This window comes from Nitrospinota bacterium (assembly GCA_016208975.1).
Taxonomy (GTDB): domain Bacteria; phylum Nitrospinota_A; class UBA7883; order UBA7883; family JACRLM01; genus JACQXA01.
The window spans coordinates 786,957-811,335 of the sequence record JACQXA010000004.1; the positions used below are offsets into that span (position 1 = coordinate 786,957).

At 57.9% G+C, this 24,379-nt stretch carries 23 protein-coding genes; 7 read left to right on the plus strand and 16 right to left on the minus strand.

Translation table 11 applies throughout. From position 1 onward, the window contains the following. Nucleotides 1-9: 9 nt before the first annotated feature. The 6 genes from HY751_07395 to HY751_07420 all read right to left on the minus strand — a co-directional run bounded on the left by HY751_07395 (nt 10) and on the right by HY751_07420 (nt 5,949). A complete protein-coding gene (locus HY751_07395) occupies nt 10-900 on the minus strand; it encodes a TauD/TfdA family dioxygenase (protein MBI4666215.1) in 891 nt (296 codons plus the stop codon). 49 nt (nt 901-949) lie between these two features. Next, nucleotides 950-2,287 (minus strand): methyltransferase domain-containing protein, encoded by a 1,338-nt coding sequence (locus HY751_07400; GenBank protein MBI4666216.1) that lies wholly within the window; start codon nt 2,285-2,287, stop codon nt 950-952. A gap of 25 nt (nt 2,288-2,312) precedes the next feature. After that, nucleotides 2,313-2,714, minus strand: coding sequence for a YbgC/FadM family acyl-CoA thioesterase (locus tag HY751_07405; protein MBI4666217.1), 402 nt, complete (start codon nt 2,712-2,714; stop codon nt 2,313-2,315). A 1-nt stretch (nt 2,715) separates the two neighbouring features. Further along, nucleotides 2,716-3,489, minus strand: coding sequence for a nucleoside triphosphate pyrophosphohydrolase (mazG, locus tag HY751_07410; protein MBI4666218.1), 774 nt, complete (start codon nt 3,487-3,489; stop codon nt 2,716-2,718). Between the two features lie 15 nt (nt 3,490-3,504). Then, complete coding sequence (gene ypdA / locus HY751_07415) at nt 3,505-4,470, minus strand: YpdA family putative bacillithiol disulfide reductase (GenBank protein MBI4666219.1); 966 nt, start codon at nt 4,468-4,470, stop codon at nt 3,505-3,507. A 129-nt stretch (nt 4,471-4,599) separates the two neighbouring features. Continuing rightward, nucleotides 4,600-5,949, minus strand: coding sequence for an outer membrane protein transport protein (locus HY751_07420; GenBank protein ID MBI4666220.1), 1,350 nt, complete (start codon nt 5,947-5,949; stop codon nt 4,600-4,602). 358 nt (nt 5,950-6,307) lie between these two features. Between HY751_07420 and HY751_07425 the strand changes: the two genes are divergently transcribed. Both HY751_07425 and HY751_07430 read left to right on the plus strand, forming a co-directional pair. Continuing rightward, complete coding sequence (locus HY751_07425; GenBank protein ID MBI4666221.1) at nt 6,308-6,538, plus strand: NifU family protein; 231 nt, start codon at nt 6,308-6,310, stop codon at nt 6,536-6,538. A 2-nt stretch (nt 6,539-6,540) separates the two neighbouring features. After that, on the plus strand, nt 6,541-7,668 hold the full coding sequence (locus HY751_07430; protein ID MBI4666222.1) for an Mrp/NBP35 family ATP-binding protein: 1,128 nt from the start codon (nt 6,541-6,543) through the stop codon (nt 7,666-7,668). Nucleotides 7,669-7,778: 110 nt separating this feature from the next. Here HY751_07430 and HY751_07435 read toward each other — a convergent pair whose 3' ends face one another. The 10 genes from HY751_07435 to nifH all read right to left on the minus strand — a co-directional run bounded on the left by HY751_07435 (nt 7,779) and on the right by nifH (nt 18,678). Continuing rightward, a complete protein-coding gene (locus tag HY751_07435; protein MBI4666223.1) occupies nt 7,779-8,669 on the minus strand; it encodes an acetyl-CoA carboxylase carboxyltransferase subunit beta in 891 nt (296 codons plus the stop codon). After that, nucleotides 8,666-10,189, minus strand: a complete 1,524-nt coding sequence (locus HY751_07440) for a 2-isopropylmalate synthase (protein MBI4666224.1) — start codon at nt 10,187-10,189, stop codon at nt 8,666-8,668. The genes HY751_07435 and HY751_07440 overlap by 4 nt, the downstream gene beginning before the upstream one ends. A gap of 253 nt (nt 10,190-10,442) precedes the next feature. Continuing rightward, nucleotides 10,443-11,327, minus strand: coding sequence for an ADP-ribosyl-[dinitrogen reductase] hydrolase (draG, locus tag HY751_07445; GenBank protein ID MBI4666225.1), 885 nt, complete (start codon nt 11,325-11,327; stop codon nt 10,443-10,445). Nucleotides 11,328-11,332: 5 nt separating this feature from the next. After that, nucleotides 11,333-11,623, minus strand: coding sequence for a ferredoxin III, nif-specific (gene fdxB / locus HY751_07450; protein ID MBI4666226.1), 291 nt, complete (start codon nt 11,621-11,623; stop codon nt 11,333-11,335). Between the two features lie 24 nt (nt 11,624-11,647). Beyond that, the gene (gene nifX, locus HY751_07455; GenBank protein ID MBI4666227.1) at nt 11,648-12,061 is read right to left on the minus strand and encodes a nitrogen fixation protein NifX; all 414 of its coding nucleotides are present in this window, start codon (nt 12,059-12,061) and stop codon (nt 11,648-11,650) included. 50 nt (nt 12,062-12,111) lie between these two features. Next, nucleotides 12,112-13,413, minus strand: a complete 1,302-nt coding sequence (gene nifN, locus HY751_07460) for a nitrogenase iron-molybdenum cofactor biosynthesis protein NifN (protein MBI4666228.1) — start codon at nt 13,411-13,413, stop codon at nt 12,112-12,114. Continuing rightward, nucleotides 13,410-14,765: a nitrogenase iron-molybdenum cofactor biosynthesis protein NifE gene (nifE, locus tag HY751_07465; protein MBI4666229.1), complete on the minus strand. Its 1,356-nt coding sequence runs from the start codon at nt 14,763-14,765 to the stop codon at nt 13,410-13,412. The genes nifN and nifE overlap by 4 nt, the downstream gene beginning before the upstream one ends. 2 nt (nt 14,766-14,767) lie before the next feature. Beyond that, nucleotides 14,768-16,297 (minus strand): nitrogenase molybdenum-iron protein subunit beta, encoded by a 1,530-nt coding sequence (gene nifK, locus HY751_07470; protein ID MBI4666230.1) that lies wholly within the window; start codon nt 16,295-16,297, stop codon nt 14,768-14,770. 10 nt (nt 16,298-16,307) lie between these two features. Next, nucleotides 16,308-17,753 carry a nitrogenase molybdenum-iron protein alpha chain gene (gene nifD / locus HY751_07475; GenBank protein MBI4666231.1) on the minus strand — a complete coding sequence of 482 codons (1,446 nt, stop codon included), beginning with the start codon at nt 17,751-17,753 and terminating at the stop codon, nt 16,308-16,310. 43 nt (nt 17,754-17,796) lie between these two features. Continuing rightward, nucleotides 17,797-18,678, minus strand: a complete 882-nt coding sequence (gene nifH, locus HY751_07480) for a nitrogenase iron protein (GenBank protein ID MBI4666232.1) — start codon at nt 18,676-18,678, stop codon at nt 17,797-17,799. Nucleotides 18,679-19,110: 432 nt separating this feature from the next. On the opposite strand from nifH, the gene HY751_07485 reads away from it, so the two are divergent. The 5 genes from HY751_07485 (at nt 19,111) to HY751_07505 (ending at nt 24,378) form a co-directional block, all read left to right on the plus strand. Beyond that, nucleotides 19,111-19,455, plus strand: coding sequence for a hypothetical protein (locus HY751_07485; protein MBI4666233.1), 345 nt, complete (start codon nt 19,111-19,113; stop codon nt 19,453-19,455). Beyond that, nucleotides 19,452-19,907 (plus strand): nitrogen fixation protein NifZ, encoded by a 456-nt coding sequence (locus HY751_07490; GenBank protein MBI4666234.1) that lies wholly within the window; start codon nt 19,452-19,454, stop codon nt 19,905-19,907. The genes HY751_07485 and HY751_07490 overlap by 4 nt, the downstream gene beginning before the upstream one ends. Nucleotides 19,908-19,919: 12 nt before the next feature. Beyond that, nucleotides 19,920-20,768: a peptidylprolyl isomerase gene (locus HY751_07495; GenBank protein MBI4666235.1), complete on the plus strand. Its 849-nt coding sequence runs from the start codon at nt 19,920-19,922 to the stop codon at nt 20,766-20,768. Beyond that, nucleotides 20,765-22,273: a sigma 54-interacting transcriptional regulator gene (locus HY751_07500; GenBank protein ID MBI4666236.1), complete on the plus strand. Its 1,509-nt coding sequence runs from the start codon at nt 20,765-20,767 to the stop codon at nt 22,271-22,273. The genes HY751_07495 and HY751_07500 overlap by 4 nt, the downstream gene beginning before the upstream one ends. 161 nt (nt 22,274-22,434) lie before the next feature. After that, nucleotides 22,435-24,378 (plus strand): PAS domain S-box protein, encoded by a 1,944-nt coding sequence (locus tag HY751_07505; GenBank protein MBI4666237.1) that lies wholly within the window; start codon nt 22,435-22,437, stop codon nt 24,376-24,378. Nucleotide 24,379: the final 1 nt, after the last annotated feature.

Sequence of the window (24,379 nt, forward strand, 5' to 3'; positions counted from 1 at the left end):
GGCGCAAGGTCACGCAAGCCGGTTGAAAGAGCGGATGCGGTACAAAAGCCGTTTCGGCGCTTCCTGCCCGGTGGCGAAAGCGGACCGGGTGTGCAGGACGTTATTGCACAACAATCCCCATCCGGGCGCAAGCCTGGCGCGGAACATATAAGGATTCGGCCCAGCCAATATTTTCCGGATCGCTTCCACGGCCCCGCTGGTCATCACGTCATTTTTCCAGACAATGCTTTTCACCCTGTGGGTGTAACGCATGTACAGCCTGCCGTCCACCTGGTCCACGGTGAAAACCGGACCGGACTGTTCCGGCCGTACCGTAACGCCGTTTTCCACCCGGGCTGGAATGGTGAAAGCGTCTGGCCGCATGAGGGCCCGCACATGCTCCGGGTTCTCCTCGCGCAGGAGGATGTACATGACCTCATGGTCCAAAAGCTCGTTTTCTCCCCCTTCATCCGCCTGTTGGGCGCAGTGGAGAATCAGCGACCGCACCAGCCGCTCCACCGGGTTGTAATAACCGTCGGTGTGCCACTGGATGGCTTTTGAGCTGTACGGAATGTACTCGAAGGCTTTGCCCTCCCATTCCTCCTCGCTCCGGGGCGTAAGGGATGTAACCCCCTCATCGTCGGACTCCGGGTTGTGGTCGTACTCCGTGGCCCCGAACGACCGCATCATGGAGACGGGTATCCGTTTGTCGGCGCAGGTTCCTAATTGGCTTTGGTAGATGGCCATGTTGGCCCGGGAGAGCCGTTCCAGTATTGCGCCTTTTTCGGCGGGAGTGATACATCGCGGATCGGTTACGGAGACGATTAAATCCTCCACCCGGGCGGGATGGCGGGCCAGTTTTTCGTCCCGCCATTTTTCGTAGGCGGCCCGGTTCTCCGGATGGAAAGGGGAATTTTGCATATCACACAGCGTTCACCGGCCCTGTTTGGCGCCGGGACTCCCTCGAAAACTACTTGCGGGCCACCACCGCGTAATCGGTATGGCTGTAAAGGATACCGTTGAGTTTGTCCAGGTTGGCGTTGTATTCCACAATGAACGACGGCTCCACCCCGGATGGGAAATCCTCCGGCGCCACGGTCTTAAGACGCATGTGGGCCGGGTATGGATTCAGGTATTCAATACGGACTTCCGAGAACCCGATGCGCTCCAGCATGAACTGGACCGCCAGCGGATGCACAGGTTTGGTGTGGCTCATGTCCAGATAAAACGCGCCGCAGAAGGTGGTGAGGCACGTGGGGTTCACGGTTTCCGCCGCTATCTGGGCGCCGGGTTTCAGTTTGTCGTAGGCCAGCTTGAAAAACTCCCCCATCACATCCACGGGCATGTGTTCAATCACCTGCACCGCCGTGATTCCACCCAGCGAACCGCCCTGCCGGGATTTCAGGAATGATATGGCGTCCCCGCTTGTGGCGGAAAGCCCAAGGGCCGCGCATTCGGCCACCATCTCCTCGTTAATGTCCAACCCGGTGGCGGAAATGCCATTGGCGGCGAAAACCTCCAGAAGTTCGCCCCGGCCGCAACCGATATCAACCACATTTTGGGCGCCCTTGAACCAATGGGCGTAAACCTCCAGCCGTTTGCGGATTTCCTCACGGGAGCCGCGGTGGAGGTTTTCAAACAGGGTGTAGTCAAAAGATTCCAGTTTGGATTTTTCTTCCGCCACGTTTACCGCCGAGGGGGATTTTTTGGCGATATCCTCCAGCATATCCATCACCCGGTTTTTCAGGAACACACCCTGCCGGTCAAGGTCTTTCAACGCGCGGTCCAGCGAGGTCATTTTCTCCTCCAGCCGTTCCACTTTCAGCATGCGCCTGTCCATCTCGTCCAGCGCCTTCTCCGCCGCCAGCGTCCGCGAGGCCAGTTCCAGGTAACGGCGCCGCTGATAGGAAAGCTCCTGCTCGGCCCGTTGCAGAGTGTCACGCACCGCCAGGTTATAGTCCGACTGGCGCACGAGGGTTATGCGGATAAGGCGGTGGAGTGTTTTCTGATATATTTTCTTGAACAGAGTGACAATGTTCCCCGCCAGGCCGCCCCGGCCGGTCTGTATCTTTATGGGCCCCGCCAGGTCCCAATCCTCATGCAGGGCGCGGCTTCCCTGATGGCCGTCCAGCAGGGATACGCGTACAGGCTGGTCTGAAGGCTCAAACACCCTGCTCTTCAACCGGGTTAGCCGTTCCAGCTCGTCTTCGTTGTACAGCCCCGAGGCCATCTTTTGCCGGACACGCTCCTTGATGCGCTCCTCCAGCCCCGCAAACTCCCCAGCTTCCTGTTTCGTTCCGTTATCCATCACCTATCCCTTACGCTGGCCAATATCACTCGCCGGTTATCAATACCGGCGCAAGGCTTTCCTTAATCTCATGAGGCAAAGGCATGGGCCGCATTTTATCGTTAACACAGGCCATGTCCGTTTCGCCGGTGACGATCAACCTGCCGCCGCTGGCGTGGGCAATAAAATAATCGAAGCTTATCCTGGCGCCCTTAAGCTTTGTAAGCCGCGTCTCCACCGTTATGGCGTCGCCGTAAACGGCGGGGCTTTTATAGCTTACCTCGGCCCGGGTGACGGTGAAAAGCACGCCCTTGCGCATCCATTCGGACGGATCCACCCCGCGGGAGACAAGCAACCTGGTGCGGGCCCGCTCGAAATACTTCAGGTAATTGGCGTAGTATACTACGCCGCCGCAGTCGGTGTCCTCGTAATAGATATCAATGTCTATTTTAAACATACCTTTTCTTGGCCTCGTCCCACAGCTTGTCCAGCGCCTCCATGGGAGTTTCCGAAAGTTCCCCCCCGGCCTGCTCCAGCCGGGTCTCCATGTCCTGAAACCTGATGACAAATTTCAAAATCGTCTTGCGCAGAGCCTCCTCCGGGTCAACGCCGATATGCCTTGCCACGTTGGCCATGGAGAACAGAAGGTCGCCCAGCTCCATCTCCACCTTTTCATTCACATCCTCCTCGATGGCGGCGGAAAGCTCGGCGGCCTCTTCTTTTATCTTCTCGAACGCGCCTCGCCAGTCCTCCCAGTCGAACCCCGCCTCAGCGGCTTTCTTCTGGATCTTCACCGCTCGCATAAGCGCGGGCATACCCGCCGGGGCCGCGCCGTCCATTATGGAGGCGCGCCCCTTCTCCGCCTTCTTTATCTCCTGCCATTGGGTCATCACCTTTTCGGCTGTGTCCGCCAACGACTCCCCGAACACGTGTGGATGGCGGCGGATGAGCTTTTCGGATATACCCTCCAGCACGTCGTCTATATTGAACTCCCCCCGCTCCCCGGCTAACTGGGCGTGGAACACAACCTGCAAGATCAGGTCCCCCAGCTCCTCTTTCAAATGCTCCCGGTCGCCGGTATCTATGGCCTCGATAACCTCGTAGGCTTCCTCCACCATGTACGGTTTTAGCGACTCATGGGTCTGTTCCCGGTCCCATGGGCATCCCCCTTCGCCCCTCAACCGGGCCATGATCTCGCAAAGCTTGTCGAAAGATACTGACATGTTCAATCCGCCATATTACCGGATTATGAGTTTGCCGTGTTCCCGGCTGTTCTCGATAAACACCTTATTGTTGTTCAGCCCGGCCACGATGGAGCCGGCCACATAAATTCCAGGCACGTTCGTCTCCAGCGTTTCCGGATTATGGAGGGGGGCCAGGGTATACTGGTCAACCTCCACCCCGCACGATTTTAATAACGTTACGTCGGGGTGGTAGCCGGTAAGCGCGAACACGAAATCGTTGGGGATACCCTTAACCTCGCCGGTGGAGCGGTTCCTCACCATTATCCCCGCCGGATGTATCTCCGCCACCTCGCTCATGAACATGGCCTTTATCTGGCCCCCCTCCAGCCTTTTTTCGATATCCGGCCGCACCCAGTATTTCACGCTGTCCGAAAGAGACGGCCCCCGATGGATGATAGTCACCCTGGCGCCAGCCCTATACAGGTTTAGCGCCGCCTCCACGGCGGAGTTTTTGCCCCCTATTATGGCCACGTCCATGCCGCTGTAAGGATGGGCCTCGGAGTAATAATGGGAGACTTTCGCCGAAAAACCTTCGCCGTGGATATGGAGCATGTTGGGGTTGTCGTAATACCCGGTGGCGAAAACCACGTTACGCGCCTTATGCGCCCTCCGTTCGCCGTTGTGGCGCAGGGTTTCAACGGTAAAGCCGCCGTTCTCCCCCACCACCGCCGTAACCTTCTCGAAGGCGCTCACCTTCAACCGGTAATGGTCCGCCACGGCGCGGTAATATTTCAAGACCTCGGCGCGGGCTGGCCGGAAATTCTGGCTTATAAACACAAGTTCGCCAATTTGCAGAAGGTCCGGGGTGGAGAAAAAAATAAGGTCGGCCGGTAGGCTGTAAATAGTGTTGGCAAGACAACCTTTATCCAATACCAGGCAGGAGCGCCCAAGCTTTTCCGCCTCTATGGCGCAGGCCAGGCCGGCGGGCCCGGCGCCTATTATCACGTAGTCGTGGGTCATTCACCTAACCGCCTTTCCATCCGGGCCATTTTGCCACGGCGGCGCGGGATTGACGCCATAAAAAAAACGGCGGGGATTTTTAAAAACCCCCGCCGTGATATCGCTCCCGCCGAGAGGCGGGCTATAAAGTTACTTCGCGCCGTAGTTGTAGCTGATGGCCAAAATGAAGCTGGTCTCTTCCAGGGCGATTTTCGCGCCGGAGGTTTGCCCCATCAGGTCCCCACTGCCGGTGATCTCCTTCTTGAACGCCTTCACGTAGGAGAGCCCCAGGCCCCAGCCGTGGGCCAGCTTGAAGTCCACGCCCAACCCCAGATGGTCTTCCACGATGGCCGGGAATACCAGGTTGTTGAACACGTCCTCTTCCTTGATGGGGGAGTTGCCGTGGTTGTAACCGGCGCGCAGGGTGACTCCGTCTGTAGCCTTAAGCTCGGCGCCAACGGCTATCACCGAAACGTCATCCCATCCGAAAGCCAGCGGCAGGGCGCTGGCGGCGCCCACCATCTGCCCGGTGGTCTGGCTCACCACGGCGTAGTCGCCCTTAAGGTCTATGCTCTCGTGGGTCTTCTTGAAGTTGATCCACTTGTAATCCGCGGTGATCTTCAGGTTCTCCATGGGCTTTAAGGCCAGGCCAATGGCAATCTGTTGCGGGAAGTTCATCTTCATCTTGTACGTCCCGTCACCGCTCACGATGGCGGTGCCCTGCCCGGTGGGGAAGGCCACGTCGCCGGCGGAAAGGCGGTACTCCATATCACCGAAGTTCTGTTCGGATATATAGGTGGCGCCGAAGGAGATCATGTCGTTAACCTTGTACACGGCCCCGACGGTTACGCCATAACCCAACGTGCCCACAGCCCTTGAAAGGTCCGCCCCCATGTAGTTGGCGGAGTTGTTGGGGTCGGTGAACCAGTTCTTGAAAGCCATCTGCTGGTAGTCAATGTTCAACGCCACGCCCACCGAAAGGTTGTCGTTCACCTTTTTGGCCAGCGTAGGGGCCAGTTTCCAGAACTGGTATTGGCTGTAAAGGTTGGCTTTCCAGGGGGTGTAATCCCCATAGGCGGCGCTGAAAGGTATGGAGTTGATGGTGTCGTAATCCACGCCCATGCCGGACACCAGGAACATGCCGCCGCCGAAAACCAGGTCGCCAGTGTCATTCACCGGGCCAACCCAGCCTGCAGCCGGAACCAGATACAGGGGCGAGCCGCCCTGGTTGTCCTGTCCGCCGGCGCCTTTAAAATCCGCCGTGCGGGTGGGCATGAATCCCTCGAAGTTAAAATCCGCCTTTTTGTCGATCAACACCATGCCCGCCGGGTTGGATACCGCCGTTGTGGTGTCGTATGGAGCCGCGGTAACCGCGCCGCCCATGGCGTTTGCGTAGGCGCCCACGCCCATAAGTTGATGGCCGTTGGTGGCGTTGGCCTTCGGCGCCATAAAGGCAATGGCCGCCAAAAGAACAATCGCCCCGGATAAGAACTGCCTCATAAATTCTCCCTCCCCAAAAAGTTTACTAATTTCCCCTTAAGGCCTCAAGAAACATGGAAAGATGCTTTGCCAGAAACCGTAACCCCCTAACTAGTTGCAAATTATAGACAAATACTGCGCAACCCACGGAGCGGGGGTAAAATAAGCGACAAGATTGCCCTTTGTGGATTCCAAAATGTAAAAAAAGATTCACAATTAACGTAATTTTAAAGAATCTTTATGGATCAAGATTGAATCTATAAGAATACCTGAGTAAAACAGTATGACTTTGGTCCTGTCCTGTTGTACACTTAGGTGATAAAAAAAGACTGGGCATGTAACCGGTCATTAATAGATATTTTGATAAGGAGATACCCGGATGCTGGACAAAAATTCCATTGAATCTGCTTTGAACGACATCCGCCCGGCCCTGCTGGCCGACGGCGGCAACGTGGAATTCATAGACGTAAACGACGAAGGGGATGTGCTGGTGCGCCTTCAGGGGGCCTGCGCCGGATGCCCTTCGGCAACCATGACTTTGAAAATGGGCATTGAACGCGCCATACGGGAAAAAGTTCCGGGTGTCCGGAGCGTTCAGGCAATAATGTAAAAATGGCTGATAAAAAACAGGTTCTGGAAGCTTTAGCGAAAGTTCCATACCCCGGGTTTTCCAAGGATATCGTATCCCTAGGCGCCGTGCGTGATGTGGATGCCTCGCCGGATTCCATAGTAGTCTCGCTGAAAACCATTTCCGCCGACGATAGCGTTATTGACCGGCTTAAAGAGGCCGTTCGGGCCGCCTTGGCGGACATGGCCGGAAGGGCGGAGGTTTTCGTGCTGGTGGGTGACGAAGCCGCCGCGAGCAAAAAACAGGAAGCCCACACCCATGGGCATGGAGACTCTCCTTTTGTCCGACGCAAACTGCCCGGCGTGAAAAACATAGTGCCCGTGGTCTCCGGTAAGGGTGGCGTGGGCAAATCCACCGTGGCGGTGAACCTTGCGTACACCCTGGCCCAGCTGGGGAACAAGACGGGCCTTTTGGATTTGGACCTGTTCGGCCCCTCGGTGCACAGGATGCTCAACGCCCGGGCAAGCCTGGAGGTGAGCGGCAACCTGATAGTGCCGTTCGAGAGGGACGGGCTGAAAATAATCTCCATAGGAATGGCGCTGGAGGATGAGGAGGCTTTAATCATCCGCGGCCCCATGGTTATGAAGCTTGTGAACCAGCTTTTAAACCAGGTGAACTGGGGCGAGCTGGATTACCTTGTGGTGGACATGCCCCCGGGCACGGGTGACATACCCCTTTCGCTGGTGCAACAGCTGGATGTTACCGGCGCCGTGGTGGTCACCACCCCGCAGGACATAGCCCTGGTGGATGTGCGCCGGGCGGTGTCCATGTTCCAGCAGACCCAGACCAGCATACTTGGGCTGGTGGAGAACATGAGCCACTACGTTTGCGAAAAATGCGGCGACGTGGCCTATATCTTCGGCAAGGAAGGGGGGCAGAACGAAGCCGCCAAACTGGGGCTTCCCCTGCTGGCGCAGATCCCGCTGGTCAAATCCATCTGCGAGGAGGCAGACGCGGGCAACCCCATATTCGACCGCAAGAAAAGCCCGGAACTGGCCAAGGTGTTCGAACAGCTGGCCGGCAAGGTGAAAAGCCAGATAGCGGTGAAAGAAGAGCTTACGGCCGACCAGTGCGGAACGTTTGATTACTTCTCCCACACCGGCGGCGGGTGAGGCTAGTTAATTAACCCGGCCGTGCGCTGGGAATCAATGACCGGATTAAAAGCGGCCTTTGTAAAACGAAGGCCGTTTTTTTGAACCTGCATGAGCAGGGAGTAGGGATTTCACTCCGCCGTGTATAGCCCGCGTTTCTCCAGCCCGGCGCACATGCTGTCCAACAGGCGGGCGAGGGTGTCTTTCATGTCGTGCCGGTGGACCACCATGTCCACAAACCCGTGTTCCAGCAAGAACTCCGACCGTTGGAAACCTTCGGGCAGGGTTTCCCGGATGGTCTGGGCAATAACCCTCGGCCCGGCGAAACATATGAGCGCCTTGGGCTCGGCGATTATCACGTCCCCCAGCATTGCGAAACTGGCGGTGACGCCACCGCTGGTGGGGTCGGCCAATACTGAAATAAATGGAACCCCTTTTTCCGCCAGGGCGGCCAGGGCGGCGGATGTCTTGGCCATTTGGGCCAGCGAAAGCATCCCCTCCTGCATCCTGGCTCCGCCGGAGCAGGACACCACGATAACCGGCGCCTTGTTCGCGGCGCCCCGTTCGATGGCCCGGGTGATAAGCTCCCCCGCCACGGAACCCATGGAGCCGCCCATGAACTCGAAATCCATGGACGCAATCTCCACCGGCCTGCCGTTTATCTTGCCGGAACCGGCTACCACAGAGTCCCGGTTGCCGGTCTTCTTGAAAGACACCGCCAAACGGTCTTTATACTTCTTGCTGTCCTTGAACTTGAGCGGGTCGTTGGAATGCAGATTGGCGTCCTTTTGTACGAACGTCCCCTCGTCTATCAACAGCTCCACCCGCTTCTTGCCTGAAATGCGGTGGTGATGGCCGCACTTGGGACAAATGTTAAAGTTGCGTTCCAGCTCGGAGTTGTAAACAATCTCCTTGCAGGAGTCGCACTTGCGCCACAACCCCGCCGGGATGCTTTTGGTTGGGGCTTCGCCCTTCCCCGCCAGCTTCTCCAGCGGCTTTTTTACTTTGGTAAACCAGCTCATTTCCCGCCCATTTTCTTGTTTACCGCGCCCAGCCAGGCTTTAGCGGAAGCCTCAATAACATCGGTGGAGGCCCCTTTGCCCGCGTAAACCTCGTCGCCGATAGCAAGCCGCAGGGTAACTTCGCCCACCGCGTCCTTGCCCTCGCCCACCGAGCGTATATTATACGACAGCAGTTTGCCGGATACTCCGGTTATGCGCTCCATGGCGCGGTAAGTGGCGTCCACAGGGCCGTCGCCGGTGGAAGAGTCCGTCAGGGTATCTTTTCCCTTAAGAAGTCGCACCGTGGCCGTGGGGATGGCGTTGGTGCCGGAGGTGGACTGCATGGAGACAAGCTCATACACAGGTTTCACTCTGGCGGCCCGTTCCTCCCCCACGATTATCTCCAGATCCTCGTCGAATATCATCTTCTTCTTGTCGGCCAGCTCCTTGAACTTTGCGAAAGCGTGATCCAGCTCCGGGTCTGAAAGCCCGTAGCCGAGCTCCTCCAGCCGTTTCCTCAACGCGTGCCTGCCGGAATGTTTGCCCAGCACCAGCTTGCTTTTCTTCAACCCGATGGACTCCGGCGTCATGATCTCAAAGGTGGTGCGATCTTTAAGCATACCGTCCTGATGTATGCCGGACTCGTGGGCGAAAGCGTTCTCCCCCACTATGGCCTTGTTGGGCTGGACTGGCACGCCGGTGATGCTCACCAGCAGACGCGAGGTTTTATGGATCTCCTTGGTGTTCACTTTGGTGTCGGCCCCGAAAAAGTCCCGCCGGGTCTTGATGGCCATAACCACTTCTTCCAGCGAGGCGTTGCCCGCCCGTTCGCCTATGCCGTTCACGGCGCATTCTATCTGCCGGGCGCCGTTTTGCGCCGCCGCCAGGGAGTTGGCCACGCCCAGCCCCAGGTCGTTATGGCAATGGACGGAAATTATGGCGCGGTCTATGTTGGGGACGTTGGCCTTTATCTCGGCTATCAGCCCGCCGAACTCCTCGGGGATGGCGTAGCCCACGGTATCCGGTATGTTCACGGTGGTGGCGCCAGCGTCTATCACCGCCGCCAGGATGTCGTACAGGAATTGCCTTTCGGTGCGGGCGGCGTCCATTGCGGAAAACTCCACGTCGTCCACATGCCCCTTGGCGCGCCGCACGGCGGCCACGGCCATTTTCAACGCCTCCGCCGCCGACTTCTTCATTTGATATTTCAAATGTTGCTCTGACGTGCCGATGAACGTGTGGATACGCTTGCGTTTGGCAGGTTTCAGCGCTTCGGCGCAGGTGTCTATGTCCGCGTCTATGGCGCGGGCCAGCCCGGCTATCACCGGCCCCTCGATGGACTTGGCGATCTTCTTGACCGACTCAAAATCGCCAGGTGACGACCGGGGGAACCCCGCTTCGATAACGTCCACGTTCAGCCTGGCCAGTTGGGCGGCCAGCGCCATTTTCTCTTCTATGGTCATGGAAAACCCCGGCGCCTGTTCACCATCGCGCAGGGTTGTGTCGAATATGATTATGCTGTCTTTCGCAGGTCTTGCCATTGCGTTCCTATCCTTATATTTATCCTGCCGCCCGGCCCCGGGCATTAGCCCCGAGTGGCTGGCTGAACACGGAATACGACCGTTATATTAAAGTAAAACAGACGGTTTGTTAAATGTGAATGTATTATGCGCCTTGGGGCGCAAGAAGGGTAAGGAGCGACAGGCGGTTAAAGCTAGACTTTGAAAACAGGTTCATGAAGAATAATTTATCACCCATTATCCGGCGCGCGCAACTTTTTTCGCTAAACGGCCCTCATGGGAACGCAAGCTTCATCAAACCCTCCACCTGCTCTTCAATGCGCGTTTTCACGGCGGGATCCAGCTTTTTGAGCCACCTTGATGGTATGGAGTCCAGGCCGTAAAACGCCCCGGCCATCTGCCCCGCCAGGGCGGCGTTGGTATCCGCATCGCCCCCAAGGTTCACAACGCCGATAAGGCAGGATTCAAAATCTGTGGTATTGAAAAAATAGTTTAGCGCCACCCTTACGGTATGGACAATGTAACCGCTGGTGTCGGCTGTCTTGAACTTTTTCAGGTCAAACTCCGGGTAAAGCGTAACCCAGCCCCGCGCCAGCGTGTGGAGCGGAGCCGACTGGCCTTTTAAAATGGCCTGCCGGGTGATGTCCCCCAGCAGAAGGCAACCCACGTCCGACTGGGGATTGTTATGGGTGATGGTGGCCTGTGTGATGGTCCATTCGCGGAAAAGCCCGTCATCGTTCAAAGTGGCGATGGCCACCGGCAGGTTCCGCATGGCGGCCCCGTTCCCGGCGGACTGGTCTGAAGCCTCGGCCACGGTGGAGCCGTTTACTATATATCGCTGGATGCCCCGCCGCACCGTTCCGCCGATGTCCACCGGCTTTGAGCGCATCCATCCCACAAAAGCGTCGGCAACGGATTTGGCGTCCATCCCGCGGCGGGCCAGCAACGCGGCGCCTAGCGCCAGGGCCATCTCGGTGTCATCGGTGACCTTGCCCGGCTTGAGGCGCAACCAGCCGCCGCCAGTTATCTCTTTATGGATTCCGAAGGCCGACTGCACCTCCCTGGGCGTCATAAACTCGGTGGTGGCCCCAAGGGCGTCCCCCACCGCAAGCCCCAAGTAAGACGCCAGCGCCCTGCGGCGGACGTCTTCCCGAGTCATCGCCGTCAGGCCGCCAGGCCCGGCTTGAACGAATGGCAACCTTTCGCGCAGACCCTGGAGCATGCCTGGCAACCGATGCAAAGGCCATCGTTGGCTATGGTCATCACCATGGCGCCCTCGTCCTCGTAATCGTCCTCTTCCAACCCCAAAGACGCCCTGTCCACCAGGGTGAAAACCCCCTGCCCGCACACCTTGTAGCACCGGCCGCAACCTATGCAATCGGCGATGCTCATTTCGGTGAGGTACTGGGGAACGTAGCTTTCCCCGTTCTTTCTGTACGCGACGTTTGCGCTCATGGAAACCTCCAAATACTTATGCTGTCAGTCGCCGTCTTCTTCATCGAACCTGTCGAACCGCGACGGGTCGCTGGTTTGCGTTATCTTCCTTAGCCACGGCGGGGTGGGTCCGGAAAGAGCTGTCTTGACCATGTCCAATATGCCCGTTATAGAACGCTCGTCCCGCGCCACCATGGGCAGTATCTTCCTGTTGGTAAGCCGGGCCGCCGCGGAGCCGCCGATGGCCTCGCTGTAAACGATGTGGCATCCGGCCAGGGCGTCTATCTTGCCGGACAGTTTGTCGTCGTTTCCCCGCTCGTCCAGCTCGCCGCCATCGAAGGTTATCTTGCCGGCCTTTGATGTCCCGTCCGCCGAAACGTCGTATAAAAGGAAATCCCGCGCCCACCCGAAATGGTCGTTCACGCTCACTCCATCTTTGGTGGCGAACGCCACGCGAATAGCCCCCTGCCTGGGGCTTTCAACCGCCAGTTTCGCTATCACCTTCATGGTCACCTCCCCAATTCTTCCGTGGCATGCAGACTGGCCCGCAGAGGCGACATCCATGGCTCCGTATGCCCAGCGCCCGCCACAAACGCGTTGGCCAACTCCATATAAAGCCCGGCGGCGCCCCGGTAACCCATGCGGACGGTTTGCGGCTCACCGAGTTTGTCATATACCGGCATCCCGCTACGGACAGCAGGCAAACCCATCTCCCCGGCCATCTCCGCCACATGGCTGTTACCGATTAGAATATCCACCGGCTCCTCTGTAAGCTTTTCCCTGAACTCCTCCAGATCCGTAGCGTCGCCGAAACCGGACTTGATGGATACGGCCGTGGCCACTTCCACCCCCATGGATTTGAGCGCCTGCGCCCACCGGGTCACGAATTCAGGGTCGCCCGCCACGCCAGCCCGTTTGCCGTGAAAATAGAACTGCGTGTCCAGCAGGGCGTCCATAAAATATTTTCTTTGCTTCCGGTAACGGCTGGGAACGGAAACCCTGAATATTTCAGAGAGCATTTTATGAAACCCGTCCAGCTCGTCTATGGTGGCAAGACTGTCGTAATGGGCGGCGGGCAGGCCGTTTTCTTTGGCGAATGATTCCGCCAGCGGCTTCATGGAGCTTCCAACGGATAGCGTCAGGGCGGAGTCGGCCAATGTTTCGATCTCTTCAACGGTCACCCCGCCTATGGAGCAGGGGGAAAAATCATCATCGGCCAGATAGCCGTTCAGGCTGTCGCCCAGGTCCGGGAATATTACGGGTCGCAAACCGGAATCTTCGATAATGTTCCTTATCTCCTCCACCTCGCCGGGGGTCACATAAGGCCCGGCGAACACGGCCACCTGCTTTTTGCGGGGCGATGTCCGGGGTTTGGCCAGCGTCTTTATCATGGCCTCACAGGCTTTCACGTAGCCGGTCTCCAGCGAGCCTTCGAAATCCGGCGCGCCCACAGCCACCAATGGCAAGCCAGGGTTGGCCTCCGCGAATGTTTTTGCGATGCGGTTTATGTCCGACCCGGAAGCTTCCGTGACCCCGGTGGTCAGCAACCCTATGAACCGCGCCTCTTTCTTTACGTTCTCCATGGCTTCCAGAGCGTTGCCGTCGCCGCCCATCACCACGGTGGTGTGGGTTAGCGCCGTGGTCTGAAACGGCATGGGCTCACGGAAATGCTGGATGAACAGGATTTTCGAGAAGGCCGTACATCCCTGCGCGCCGTGCCACATGGGGATGGAGCCTTTTACCCCCATGAACGCCAACGCCGCCCCGGCGGGCTGGGAGAGTTTTATGGGGTTGCCCGAATAATGTTTCATAGCGGGTCTCCGAAAGGCTCTGGCGTCCGCGCCATACGGAACGCAGGGGATTCTATGGCGCCAGCCACCGCCCCGGCCAACCGCACATGCCCGTCGTACCCGGTGAAAGGGATGTGCCGCTCCTGGTTCACATCCACGAATGGTATCCGGGCTTTCAGCGCCGTGTACTGGTTCCTGCCACCGGCCAGCAGGATGTCCGCCCCGTGACGTTTGAACACCTCCAGAAGCTTTCTTGGCGCCCCTTCGCTGATAAGCTCCGCCTCTTCGCCCATGAGGTTTTTTATCCGCGCTTTGTCTTCCTCTGTGGATTTTTTGGTGCCCGTGGCTACCACCTTCATGCCCAGTTCCTGCAAGGCGCCCACGATGGACCAGCTTTTCACGCCACCGGTATAAAGCAACGCTTTCTTGCCGGAGAGCCGTTCCCTGAGTTTTTCCAACCTGGGCGCTATGCGGGCCGTCTCCTCGACAGCCAGCGCTTCGGCGCGTTTTATCAAGCCCTCATCGCCTATGAGCCGGGCAATGGTAATTAGCGCCTCCGATGTGTTGCCGGAGCCGTAGAACGAACCCTCGAAATACGGGATGCCGTATTTCTCCTTCATCCTGCGGGCCACGTTCAGCAGGGCGCGGGAGCACACCATCATATTCACATTGGCCCTGTGCATCATGGCAACTTCATGGAACCGGGCGTCCCCCGAGAGGGAACAGATAAGGCGTATGTTGAGCCGGTCCAGAAGCGGCAGTATCCCCCAAAGCTCCCCGGCGATATTGAACTCGCCGATGAGGTTTACGTTAAATGGGTGATATGTTACCGGTTCCCTTGTTCCTATCACATTCTTCAGAAGGCTGTCCCCCGCCAGCCTGTTGCCGAAATTTTTTGTCCCCGTGAAACCGGGCGCGTCAACCGGGATTACCGGAACTCCAGCCTTGGCCGACACGGCCTTGCACAGCGCCTCCAGGTCATCGCCGATCATGGAGGTCACGCAGGTCTGGTAAACGAATATGGCGGGTGGGCTGTATTTGGCCGCGATCTCCCGCACGGCCTTATATAACTTCTTCTCGCCGCCGAAGACCACGTCGTTGTTGTTTAGATCCGTGGTGAATGCCATCCGGTTCATCCTGGGGCCGCTGGAGAGCGACCCCCGGTTGTTCCACGTGTTGCCCACGCACCCGATGGGCCCGTGGACCACATGGGCCGCGTCGGTGATGGGCGCCAAGGTTATCTGCGCGCCATCGAAGGAGCATCCGCCCGCCGCCTTTCCAGGGGTTGGGCGGGGGCAGGATGCGTCCTTTTTCCCGGCGTTGTGGGAACACGCGGGCTCTTTATAAAGCTCCCTGATGGTGGAGAGGTTCACCTCTACCTCACGAAGTCCAGGTTGAAATCGCCTGCCTTGTTGTCCACGTCGTCCAACAGCGTGTTCACGGTCCACTGCAGGATGTTGATTATCCCCTGATAGCCGAAGGTGGCGTACCTGTGCAGGTGGTGCCTGTCGAAAATCGGGAACCCAAGGCGTATCAACGGAACTTTCATCTCCCGCGCCAGGATTTTCCCGTGGGTGTTGCCCACCAGGAAATCCACCGGCTCTGCGATCATAAGGGACCTCAGGTGCCACAGGTCCGCTCCGTGATGGACTTTGGCGTTTTTGCCGAAATCGCTTCCTTCCAGCTTTTTCTGCAATGCCCGGCCCCAGCGTTTGGAGCCATTGGTGACCACTATGTGAGCGGGCTCGGCTCCCATTTCCATGTAGAAATCCACCAGCGCTTCCACGTAAGAGGGGTCGCCGTATATGGCGAACCGTTTGCCGTGGAGGTAATAGCCGGAATCGGTCATTGCGTCCAGCGCCCTGCCGCGCTCGGCCTCCAGCGCCTTGGGGACCGGTTTGCCGGTGATCTCGCTGACTTTCATCAGCCAGTTGTCCACGCCCGAAAGCCCCAGCGGCACTATGGATGCCTCGAAAGGCTGGCCCCAGTCATCCTTCATCAGTGTGGTCACGGATTTCTCCACGCTGTCCGGCAGAAGGGCGAAGGTGGCTTTGGCGTTGCGCGCCTGGGCCACTTCCTCTATGGTGGTGCCGCCGTAGTACATGTGGTACTCGCCGTCCTGCGGTGTGTCCAGCGTTTCGCTGTTGTCGCCGAGGATGATGTAGTCCACCCCCATCAGATCCAGGATCCTCCGGATCTCGCGGATGTTGCCCACGGTGAACCCGTCGAACCCGGGGATGATGTTTATCTTCCCGTTGTCTTTCTCGGTGGCCTTCACGTTCTGGGCCAGATGGAACAGCATCCCGCGCATCATGTTGTCGTAACCGGTAACATGGCTACCCACGAAAGACGGCGTGTGCGCGAAGGGGATGGGCAGGCCGTCCGGAACCGCCCCTTCCTTGCGAGAGTTCTTGATGAACGCGTTGAGGTCGTCCCCGATGACTTCCGCCATGCAAGTGGTGGAGACGGCCATTATCTTGGGTTTGTAAAGGGCGTAGGCGTTTTTCAACCCCTCTATCATGTTCTTCTGGCCGCCGAACACCGCCGCGTCTTCCGTCATGGAGTCTGACACGGCCGCGAAGGGCTCCTTGAAATGCCGGATGAAATGAGAGCGGAAATAGGCCGCGCATCCCTGGGAGCCGTGGACGTAAGGCATGCACCCGTCGAACCCCACCGCCGCCAGCAACGCCCCCAAAGGCTGGCACGCCTTGGCAGGGTTTATGGTGAGGGCTTTCCTGTCGAAATTCTTCTTCAGGTAATCTTCGGAGCAGGTGTAGGCCCTCGTCTCCGCCAGTTTCTCCGGCGATGCGCCTTTCTCGAACTCTTTCTTCTTATCACGGGATACCTGGTACTCTTCCAGGTGGAAAAGCTCGTTGTGGTCCCGGACTTTCAGCTGTTCTGTCATGTTACGTCTCCTAGGCCTTGCCCTTCCAGGGCGGCGTTATCATCTTGTAAGCTGGCGCGTTCACCGCCATGTCCATGTCCCTGGCGAACACGCCGAAACCGTCGTATCCGTGATAGGGGCCCGAATAATCCCACGAGTGCATCTGGCGGAAAGGCACGCCCATTTTCTGGAACGTGTACTTCTCCTTGATGCCCGAGCCCACGAGGTCCGGCTTGAGCTTCTCCACGAATTTCTCGAACTCGTAGTTGGTCACGTCGTCGTATATGAGGGTGGCGTTCTTGGCCTCCTTTATGGTGCGGTCATAATCGTCGTTATGGCCGAACTCGTAACCGGCGCCGATAACCTCCATCCCCAAATCCTCGTATGCGCCTATCACGTGGCGCGGGCGAAGGCCGCCAACATAGAGCATCACTTTCTTGCCTTCCAGCCGGGGCCGGTATTGGCCTATCACCGCTTCCATCAGGGGCTTGTGCCTGGCTATCACCTTCTCGGCGTTGGCCTGGATCTTCGCGTCGAACCGGGCGGCGATGGCGCGGATGGACGCCTCTATCTTGGAGGGGCCGAAGAAGTTATATTCCATCCACGGAATGCCGTACTTCTCCTCCATGGTCCGGCAGATGTAGTTCATGGACCGGTAACAATGAAGGAGATTGAGTTTCGACTTGTGGACCGTCTGCATCTCATTAAGCGTGGCGTCTCCACTCCACTGGCCGATGACCCGAAGGCCCATCTCCTCCAGTATCAGCCTGCTGGCCCACGCGTCGCCGCCGATGTTGTAATCCCCCAGCAGGGTCACGTCGTAATCGGTGGTAACGTCCGGCTCGGCCTTGCCCAGGATGTGGTCCCGCACCGAATCGTTGGCTATGTGATGCCCCAGCGACTGGGAGACGCCCCGGAACCCCTCGCACCGGACCGGCACGATGGGCATGTTAAGCTCCACACTCATCCGCTTGGCCACGGCCTCTATGTCGTCGCCGATGAGCCCCACCGGACATTCGCTCATTATCGAGATGCCTTTGGCCAGGGGGAACATCTCCACAATCTCGCGCATCATCTGCTCGAGTTTTTTATCACCGCCGAAAACGATGTCCCTCTCCTGGAAATCGCTGGTTATCTGGAACACCACGAAATTGTCTATCCCGTACTCGCCCGATGAGTAGTTCCTGCGGGTGCCCCAGCTGTACTGGCCGCACCCGATGGGGCCGTGGGATATGTGCACCATGTCCTTGACAGGCCCCCACACCACCCCCTTGGATCCGGCGTAAGCGCACCCTCGGATGGTCATCACGCCCGGCAACGATTTGCGGTTGGCGGACACGCAGGAGCTGGCCGTATCCATGCTCTGGTCGTTAACGTAAAGGTGCTTCTCGCGGTCGGCCCGGGCCGCCTCGGGATACGCCGCCAGCACTTCGGTGATTATCTTCTGGCCGCTCTCAATGGTAAGCGGATTTGACATGTCATACTCCGTAGATGATTGTTGCTTTGTGACGCGGCCCGTTTTACGCCGGCGCGCCCGCCTCTTCCGCCGCGGTTTTGCCGATTATGGAGGTGTCCTCTTCCTCCAGGATGCCGTAGGTCATCAGCAACTCTTCCAGGTCGTCCATGGTGAGCGGGGTTGGCACCACCAGCTTCTTGTTCTCCACAACCTTCCTGGCCAGGGTGCGGTATTCATCGGCCTGTTTGCACTTGGGGTCGTACTCTATAACCGTCATCCTGCGAAGCTCCGCCCTCTGCACAATATTGTCGCGGGGGAGGAAATGGATCATCTGGCTACCAAGCCTTTCAGCCAGGGCGCTTATCAGCTCGTCCTCCCGGTCGGTGTTCCTGCTGTTGCAGATAAGCCCGCCCAGCCGCACCCCGCCGGAGTTTGCGTATTTGAGGATGCCCTTGGCGATGTTGTTGGCCGCGTACATGGCCATCATCTCGCCGGACACCACTATGTATATCTCCTGGGCCTTGTTCTCGCGGATGGGCATGGCGAACCCTCCGCACACCACGTCGCCGAGAACGTCGTAGAACACGAAATCCAGGTCGTCGGTGTAGGCGCCCTCTTCCTCAAGGAAGTTGATGGCGGTGATAACACCCCGGCCCGCGCAACCCACGCCCGGCTCCGGCCCGCCGGCCTCGGCGCAACGCACGCCGCCGAAACCCTCCATCATCACGTCCTCCAGCTCCAGGTCCTCCACGGATCCGGCCTTGGCGGCCAGCTCCATAACTGTGTTTTGCGCTTTGGAGTGAAGGATGAGACGGGTGGAATCCGCTTTGGGGTCGCAACCCACTATCATTACTTTCTTTCCCATTTCGGCAAGGGCGGCCACCATGTTCTGCGTGGTGGTGGATTTGCCTATCCCGCCTTTTCCGTATGTGGCGCACTGTCTCATATGTCTCACTCCTTCACGGTTTGGTTTCGTCGTATTGCCTGCCGGAACCCGATTCAATCGGCTTCGGTCAGGCACAACCGGCCATAAAGCAGACGCCGTGCCATTTGCTACGGTCTTTCGCCGGTGTATAAGCAACAGCCTGAATTAATGCGCCAATAAGCCACTGGCTGGATATTTTGCGCACCGGCGTACGGCAGTGGTTTGTAGGATTCTTGTCGAGTACCCTACAAAAGCGCCCCTCGCCGTCATCACCGCTTTTTTGGGTATGACTAAAAAATAGGCCCCTCCACAGGGGTGGCGCCCGTTTTGTGCGCATGGATTTTACGCAAATCCCTTCTACTGCCGCGTCTATGCCGTTTAGAAGAATGGCGCCCAAGTTGCTTTATGTATTTGTGGACATATATGTAATCAAGCCAACAAGGTTGTATGAGTTTGAAAGAAGCACTGGCTGATATGGAGACGGCGGAGGATTTCTTCTGTTATCTATCCGTCCCTTTCGACCCCGACAGGCTCAACGTCACCCGGACTCTTGTGCTTCGCCGGTTCCGGGAATACCTGGGCCAGATAGATGCATGCCATGGCGACGCCCCCGATGAAAAGAAACGGGAGTGGTACGCCGAAGCCCTGGCCAGGGCTTATGAGGACTTTGATAAATCGGTAACGCCGGAAAGCCGCAAATATCTTTACGCCCAGACCGGCGCGAAAACCTGCGCCTGCCATGGCTCCTGCTCCCAGATTCAGTCCCAGCCTGTGGAGATGGGGGATTTCAACAAATGAGCGTGGCGAAATTCCAGGTGGGCGATTGCGCCCGGCTTTTATACGACATCGTCAGCGACGGCACCGTTTACGGCATGAGACGCGGAGAGCTTATCCAGCGCGCCGGGGCCGTGGGCTATGTGAAACGCCAGGGCTGGTTCCTGGATAGCCTGGTGTACGACATTCATTTCATGGATGGCGACAAAATCATTGGGTGCCGGGAGCATGAGCTTCAGGAGGGGTTGAAGCCGTGGGCTCCCCCATTGTTCGCAAAGGGCGAGTTGGTGAAATCACCCCTAGGGCTTACTAAAAACGGTGTAGAGATGGCTCCGGCGGGCGCCACCGGGACCATTCGCGCGGTGCGGCACATGGAACCGCACGGGTACGTTTACGAAGTCCTGTTCGATAAAGCGGCGCCCGGGCTTTTGGTGGTGTCCGGAAGCCAGTTGGAAAATACCGGAACCAGGGTTTAACGAGGCTGTTTCATGGCTGACCGGGCGTTGGCTTACTTCAGGGGCGCTCCTGTTTGCGCCCGCCATGTCCGATACCAGCTGTATCTGGCTGGCGAATCCGGCATGCCTGCGGCAATCCGCCAGTTCGCCATTCAGAGCGGGATTTTAACGCTGGCGGGGGAATTAGGCATCGAAGTTGACGAAACCGGGGTGATGGCGAGGCTATCGGAGATGAGGGCCGGAGTTGAGATAGACATACTGCTTGCAACCTTGGGCATGAGCCTTGAGGAGCTTAAGGAAGAGATAAGGAGGGACATGGCCGTAGGCGCCTGGCTGGACAGCGTCTCTGACTCCACAAACGAAGAGGTGGAACGGTTTTACGAAAACCATGTGGCCGGAAGGGTGAAGCCCGCAATGGTACGGTTCCGCCACATATACATCACGAAGAACGACTCGTTCCCGGAAAACCGGCGCGAGGCGGCGATTGAACGGATGCTGGATATAGGGAACTCCAGCCTCCCTTTCGAGGAACTGGCGGAGATGTACAGCGAATGCCCTTCGGCGTTAAATGGCGGGGAGATGGGCTGGGTTACGGCCAAACATCTAAAGCCGGAACTGGCGGAACTCTTATTTTCCATGGAACCCATGGAGGAGCCCAGGATGGTGGAAACCGGTGATGGTTTCCATCTGGCCCAGCTTCTGGAAATCAGCCCCGTCAGGCCGTTGACCAGGGAAGAGGGGCTGGAAATGGCGGAAAAAGCGCTTAAGTCGGGGAAAAGGACCGTCAGCCTTGATCATGTGTTGAAGCTTGTCTCCAACGACCTGGTTTTTGTTGATGAGGCTATGGTTTCATCCGCCCGGGCGCTGGAGGCGCGAGAATGAACTCCGATCTTTCCACAATGGCGTTAAACGCCGTGTTCCGGGCTTCACAGTGCCTTGCCAAGCCTGGGGAACCAAATGAAACTCTCGGCGATTTGCTGGCGATCCTCGATGAGACCCTTGGATACACTCGCGGGTTCGTGGCCGTGTTGGAGCGGGATTCCGGCGATCTTGAGCTGGCGGCGGCCCATGGGATACCGCAGGACAAATGGAAAGGTGTCCGGTTCCGCAAGGGTGAGGGCATCACAGGCTTGATTCTGGAGACGGAAGCCCCCCTGGCGGCGCCCCGGCTTGGCTCCGACCCCAGGTTCCTCAACCGGCTTGGGCTGTTCGAGCCGGACTCGGCCATGGTGGGCGTTCCCATAATTCTTTCGGATGTTGTCATAGGGGCGTTTTGCGTTTCCATGAGTGTCTCCGAGCGTTACCGGCTGGATGACCATATAACCATAGTTTCCATGTTCGCAAACCTTGCCGGGAGCGTCGTAACCCAGCTTGTCAGACGCGGAGCCTATAGCGCCGCCGGCAGGGGGACATCAGAATCCCCAAAACCCTCGAGTGGCGGGATAGCCAGGCCTAAAGACATGGTTGGAGTCTCCAAAGCCATGGCCTTCGTTTTCGAGGCCATCAGCCATGCGGCGGCAAGAACCGCGCCCACGCTGATCCGTGGAGAACCAGGCACAGGCAAGGAGCTGGCCGCCCGGGCCATACACTACGCAAGCCCCCGCGCCTCCGCCCCTTTTGTGGTAATCAATTGCGCCGCCACTCCGGGAGCGTTGCTGGAGGCGGAGCTTTTCGGCGCGGGGCGGGACCGTCCCGGAAAGCTTGCGCAGGCCCATGGCGGCACGCTGTTTTTGGACGAGGTCGCCGAAACGCCCCCAGCGTTCCAGTCGGGCCTTATGCGCTTTTTGCTTGAGGGAAGTTACGAGCGGAGGGACGGGGCGTTGCGCGAAAACATGGATGTTAGAATGATAACCTCCACCAGCGCCGACCTGGAAAAAGCCGTGGCGCGAAGAAAGTTCAGGGAGGACCTTTACTACAAGCTCAACGTGCTTCAAATATTCATCCCGCCATTAAGGGAACGCAAAGAAGATATCCCGCCCCTTGTGGACCATATTTTGGACCGGCTAGGCAGGGAGTGCGGCGAAAGGCTCTCCATAACCCCGGACGCCATGGACATTCTCAGCGGATGCGACTGGCGCGGCAACACCAGGGAACTGGAAAACTGTGTCAGCCGGTGCGCCGCCCATTGCGCGGTCAACACCATTACGCGGGAGGACATTCCCTGCCATTACGGCCAGTGCGCAAGCAGGCTTGCCCGCCCCGGCGCCCGGTGGGAAGGCGATGCCGTGTCCGGAGCCGGACCGCTCACCGATGAACGGGAACGGATAATAGCCGCGTTGAAGAAAACCGGATGGGTGCAGGCCAAAGCCGCCCGTCTGCTGAAAATGACCCCGCGCCAGATAGGGTACAGGATCACCAAACTGAAGATAGATATGGAGAGTTTTTAAGCCGCGCCAGCCCGTCTATTGCCAATTCGGCCTCACCAACACCCCAGGCGCCTCTATCCGGAATTGGATTGGCGCAAATACTATCGCATAATGTTACAATTCCACTAGGGCGAAGTGGTAAACCTTTTTAGTAATCCGGCTTGATAATCTAATGATTGGCCATGGGCGACAAGAAAAACGCATCCAGCGAGCTTAGAAAAACCAACGACCTGCTTGAGAGGATATTCTCCACCTCCCATTTTCTGCTCGCCTATCTGGATAAGGATTTTAACTTCATCCGGGTAAACCGCGCCTACGCCCAGGCCGACGGCCACCCGGCAGAGTTTTTCATCGGCAAAAACCATTTCCAGCTTTTCCCCAACGAGGAAAACGAGCGCATTTTCCGCAAAGTGCTGGAGACGGGCGAACGCTACAGCGTGGAGGCCAAACCTTTCGAGTACGCGTTAAATCCCGAAAGGGGGATGACATACTGGGACTGGTCCCTGGAGGCGGTGAAAGATTCCACAGGTGAAAAAGTGGAAGGCGTTCTGCTCTCCCTGGTGGACGTTACCGGCAGAATCCGGGCGGAGGCGGAGCGGGTCAGGCTCGCCGCGGCTGTGGAGCAGGCGGCCGAATCGGTGATAATCACCGATAATGACGGGAACATCCAGTATGTAAACCCGGCTTTCGAGCGTGTGACAGGATATTCGAAAAGCGAGGCGCTGGGTAAGAATCCGCGAATTCTCAAGAGCGGCAAGCACGATTACGAATTTTACAAGGACATATGGGGCGCCATCACCAGGGGTGACACCTGGCGCGGCCGGTTCATAAACAAGCGAAAAGACGGAACGCTCTTCGAGGAGGACGCCAGCATCCGGCCCCTGCGCTCCCCGTCCGGAGCCATTACCAGTTTCGTGGCGGTCAAACGGGATGTTACCCGGGAGGCCATGCTGGAGAAGCAGGTCAGGCGCACCCAAAGGCTGGAATCCGTAGGTACCCTGGCGGGCGGCATAGCGCATGACTTTAACAACATTCTCACGGCCATTATCGGCTTTGCGGAGATGTCGCTGGCGGATATCCGGGAGGAAAACGAGCTTAAGGACAACATCCGTGAAACCCTGGCCGCCGCCATGCGCGCCCGGGAGCTCATCAAACAGATACTGACATTCTCACGAGATACCGAGCAACAGCTACGCCCCATGCAGTTGCAACCTGTAATAAGGGAATCGTTAAAACTCATCCGCGCTTCCACCCCCGCGATGATAGAAATTGCGGAGGAGTTGGACATGGACGCCGGGATGGCGCTGGCCGACCCCACCCAGATGAGCCAGGTGATAATGAACCTTTGCACCAACGCCGAATACGCCATGCGCGCAAAAGGGGGCACGCTTACGGTTTCCTTGACATCAATTGACGCGGACCAGGATTTCGCCAAAAACCATCTTCACATGAAACCAGGCCCTCACCTGCGGCTGACCGTAACAGACACCGGCGTGGGTATGGATGAGCGGGTTTTAGAAAGGATATTCGAGCCTTTTTTCTCCACCAAGCCCCACGGCGAAGGGGTGGGCATGGGCCTGTCCGTGGTTCATGGCATCGTGGTAGGGCATGGCGGCTCCATTACCGTTTACAGCGAACCGGGCGTCGGCACTTCATTTAACGTTTATCTGCCGGTGATAGGCAAAGCCGGGGAAACGGTAGAAACCGTAAAACAGCCGATTCCGGGCGGCGATGAGCGTGTTTTGTTTGTGGATGACGAGGAGTCCATAACCTCCATGGCCAAAAAAATGCTGGAACGGGTGGGGTACAGGGTTGAGGTGACCAACAAGCCGGAAAGGGCTCTTGAGTTGTTCAAGGCCAACCCTGATTTTTACGACATACTGATAACCGACCAGTCCATGCCGGACATAACGGGGGCGGAACTGGCCAGGCAGGTTATGGATATAAGACCGTCTCTTCCCGTGATACTCTGCACGGGGTTCAGCCATTCCATAACACCATATAAGGCCAAAGAGCTGGGCATCCGCGAATTCATCATGAAACCTTTCGCCGCCAGCGAACTGGCCCAGGCCATGCGAAGATCGTTAGAAGGCAAACCAGCCAAAAAAAACGGCAGGAAAAAATAAC

What these genes read in the sequence shown, in the direction of transcription:
- HY751_07420 (MBI4666220.1), bottom strand. Translation starts at nt 5,949, where the DNA reads ATGAGGCAGTTCTTATCCGGGGCGATTGTTCTTTTGGCGGCCATTGCC.
- HY751_07490 (MBI4666234.1), top strand. Translation starts at nt 19,452, where the DNA reads ATGAGCGTGGCGAAATTCCAGGTGGGCGATTGCGCCCGGCTTTTATAC.
- nifH (MBI4666232.1), bottom strand. Translation starts at nt 18,678, where the DNA reads ATGAGACAGTGCGCCACATACGGAAAAGGCGGGATAGGCAAATCCACC.
- HY751_07425 (MBI4666221.1), top strand. Translation starts at nt 6,308, where the DNA reads ATGCTGGACAAAAATTCCATTGAATCTGCTTTGAACGACATCCGCCCG.
- HY751_07500 (MBI4666236.1), top strand. Translation starts at nt 20,765, where the DNA reads ATGAACTCCGATCTTTCCACAATGGCGTTAAACGCCGTGTTCCGGGCT.
- ypdA (MBI4666219.1), bottom strand. Translation starts at nt 4,470, where the DNA reads ATGACCCACGACTACGTGATAATAGGCGCCGGGCCCGCCGGCCTGGCC.
- HY751_07395 (MBI4666215.1), bottom strand. Translation starts at nt 900, where the DNA reads ATGCAAAATTCCCCTTTCCATCCGGAGAACCGGGCCGCCTACGAAAAA.
- nifK (MBI4666230.1), bottom strand. Translation starts at nt 16,297, where the DNA reads ATGACAGAACAGCTGAAAGTCCGGGACCACAACGAGCTTTTCCACCTG.
- HY751_07505 (MBI4666237.1), top strand. Translation starts at nt 22,435, where the DNA reads ATGGGCGACAAGAAAAACGCATCCAGCGAGCTTAGAAAAACCAACGAC.
- fdxB (MBI4666226.1), bottom strand. Translation starts at nt 11,623, where the DNA reads ATGAGCGCAAACGTCGCGTACAGAAAGAACGGGGAAAGCTACGTTCCC.
- HY751_07400 (MBI4666216.1), bottom strand. Translation starts at nt 2,287, where the DNA reads ATGGATAACGGAACGAAACAGGAAGCTGGGGAGTTTGCGGGGCTGGAG.
- HY751_07495 (MBI4666235.1), top strand. Translation starts at nt 19,920, where the DNA reads ATGGCTGACCGGGCGTTGGCTTACTTCAGGGGCGCTCCTGTTTGCGCC.
- HY751_07435 (MBI4666223.1), bottom strand. Translation starts at nt 8,669, where the DNA reads ATGAGCTGGTTTACCAAAGTAAAAAAGCCGCTGGAGAAGCTGGCGGGG.
- mazG (MBI4666218.1), bottom strand. Translation starts at nt 3,489, where the DNA reads ATGTCAGTATCTTTCGACAAGCTTTGCGAGATCATGGCCCGGTTGAGG.
- nifD (MBI4666231.1), bottom strand. Translation starts at nt 17,753, where the DNA reads ATGTCAAATCCGCTTACCATTGAGAGCGGCCAGAAGATAATCACCGAA.
- draG (MBI4666225.1), bottom strand. Translation starts at nt 11,327, where the DNA reads ATGACTCGGGAAGACGTCCGCCGCAGGGCGCTGGCGTCTTACTTGGGG.
- HY751_07440 (MBI4666224.1), bottom strand. Translation starts at nt 10,189, where the DNA reads ATGGCAAGACCTGCGAAAGACAGCATAATCATATTCGACACAACCCTG.
- HY751_07430 (MBI4666222.1), top strand. Translation starts at nt 6,541, where the DNA reads ATGGCTGATAAAAAACAGGTTCTGGAAGCTTTAGCGAAAGTTCCATAC.
- nifN (MBI4666228.1), bottom strand. Translation starts at nt 13,413, where the DNA reads ATGAAACATTATTCGGGCAACCCCATAAAACTCTCCCAGCCCGCCGGG.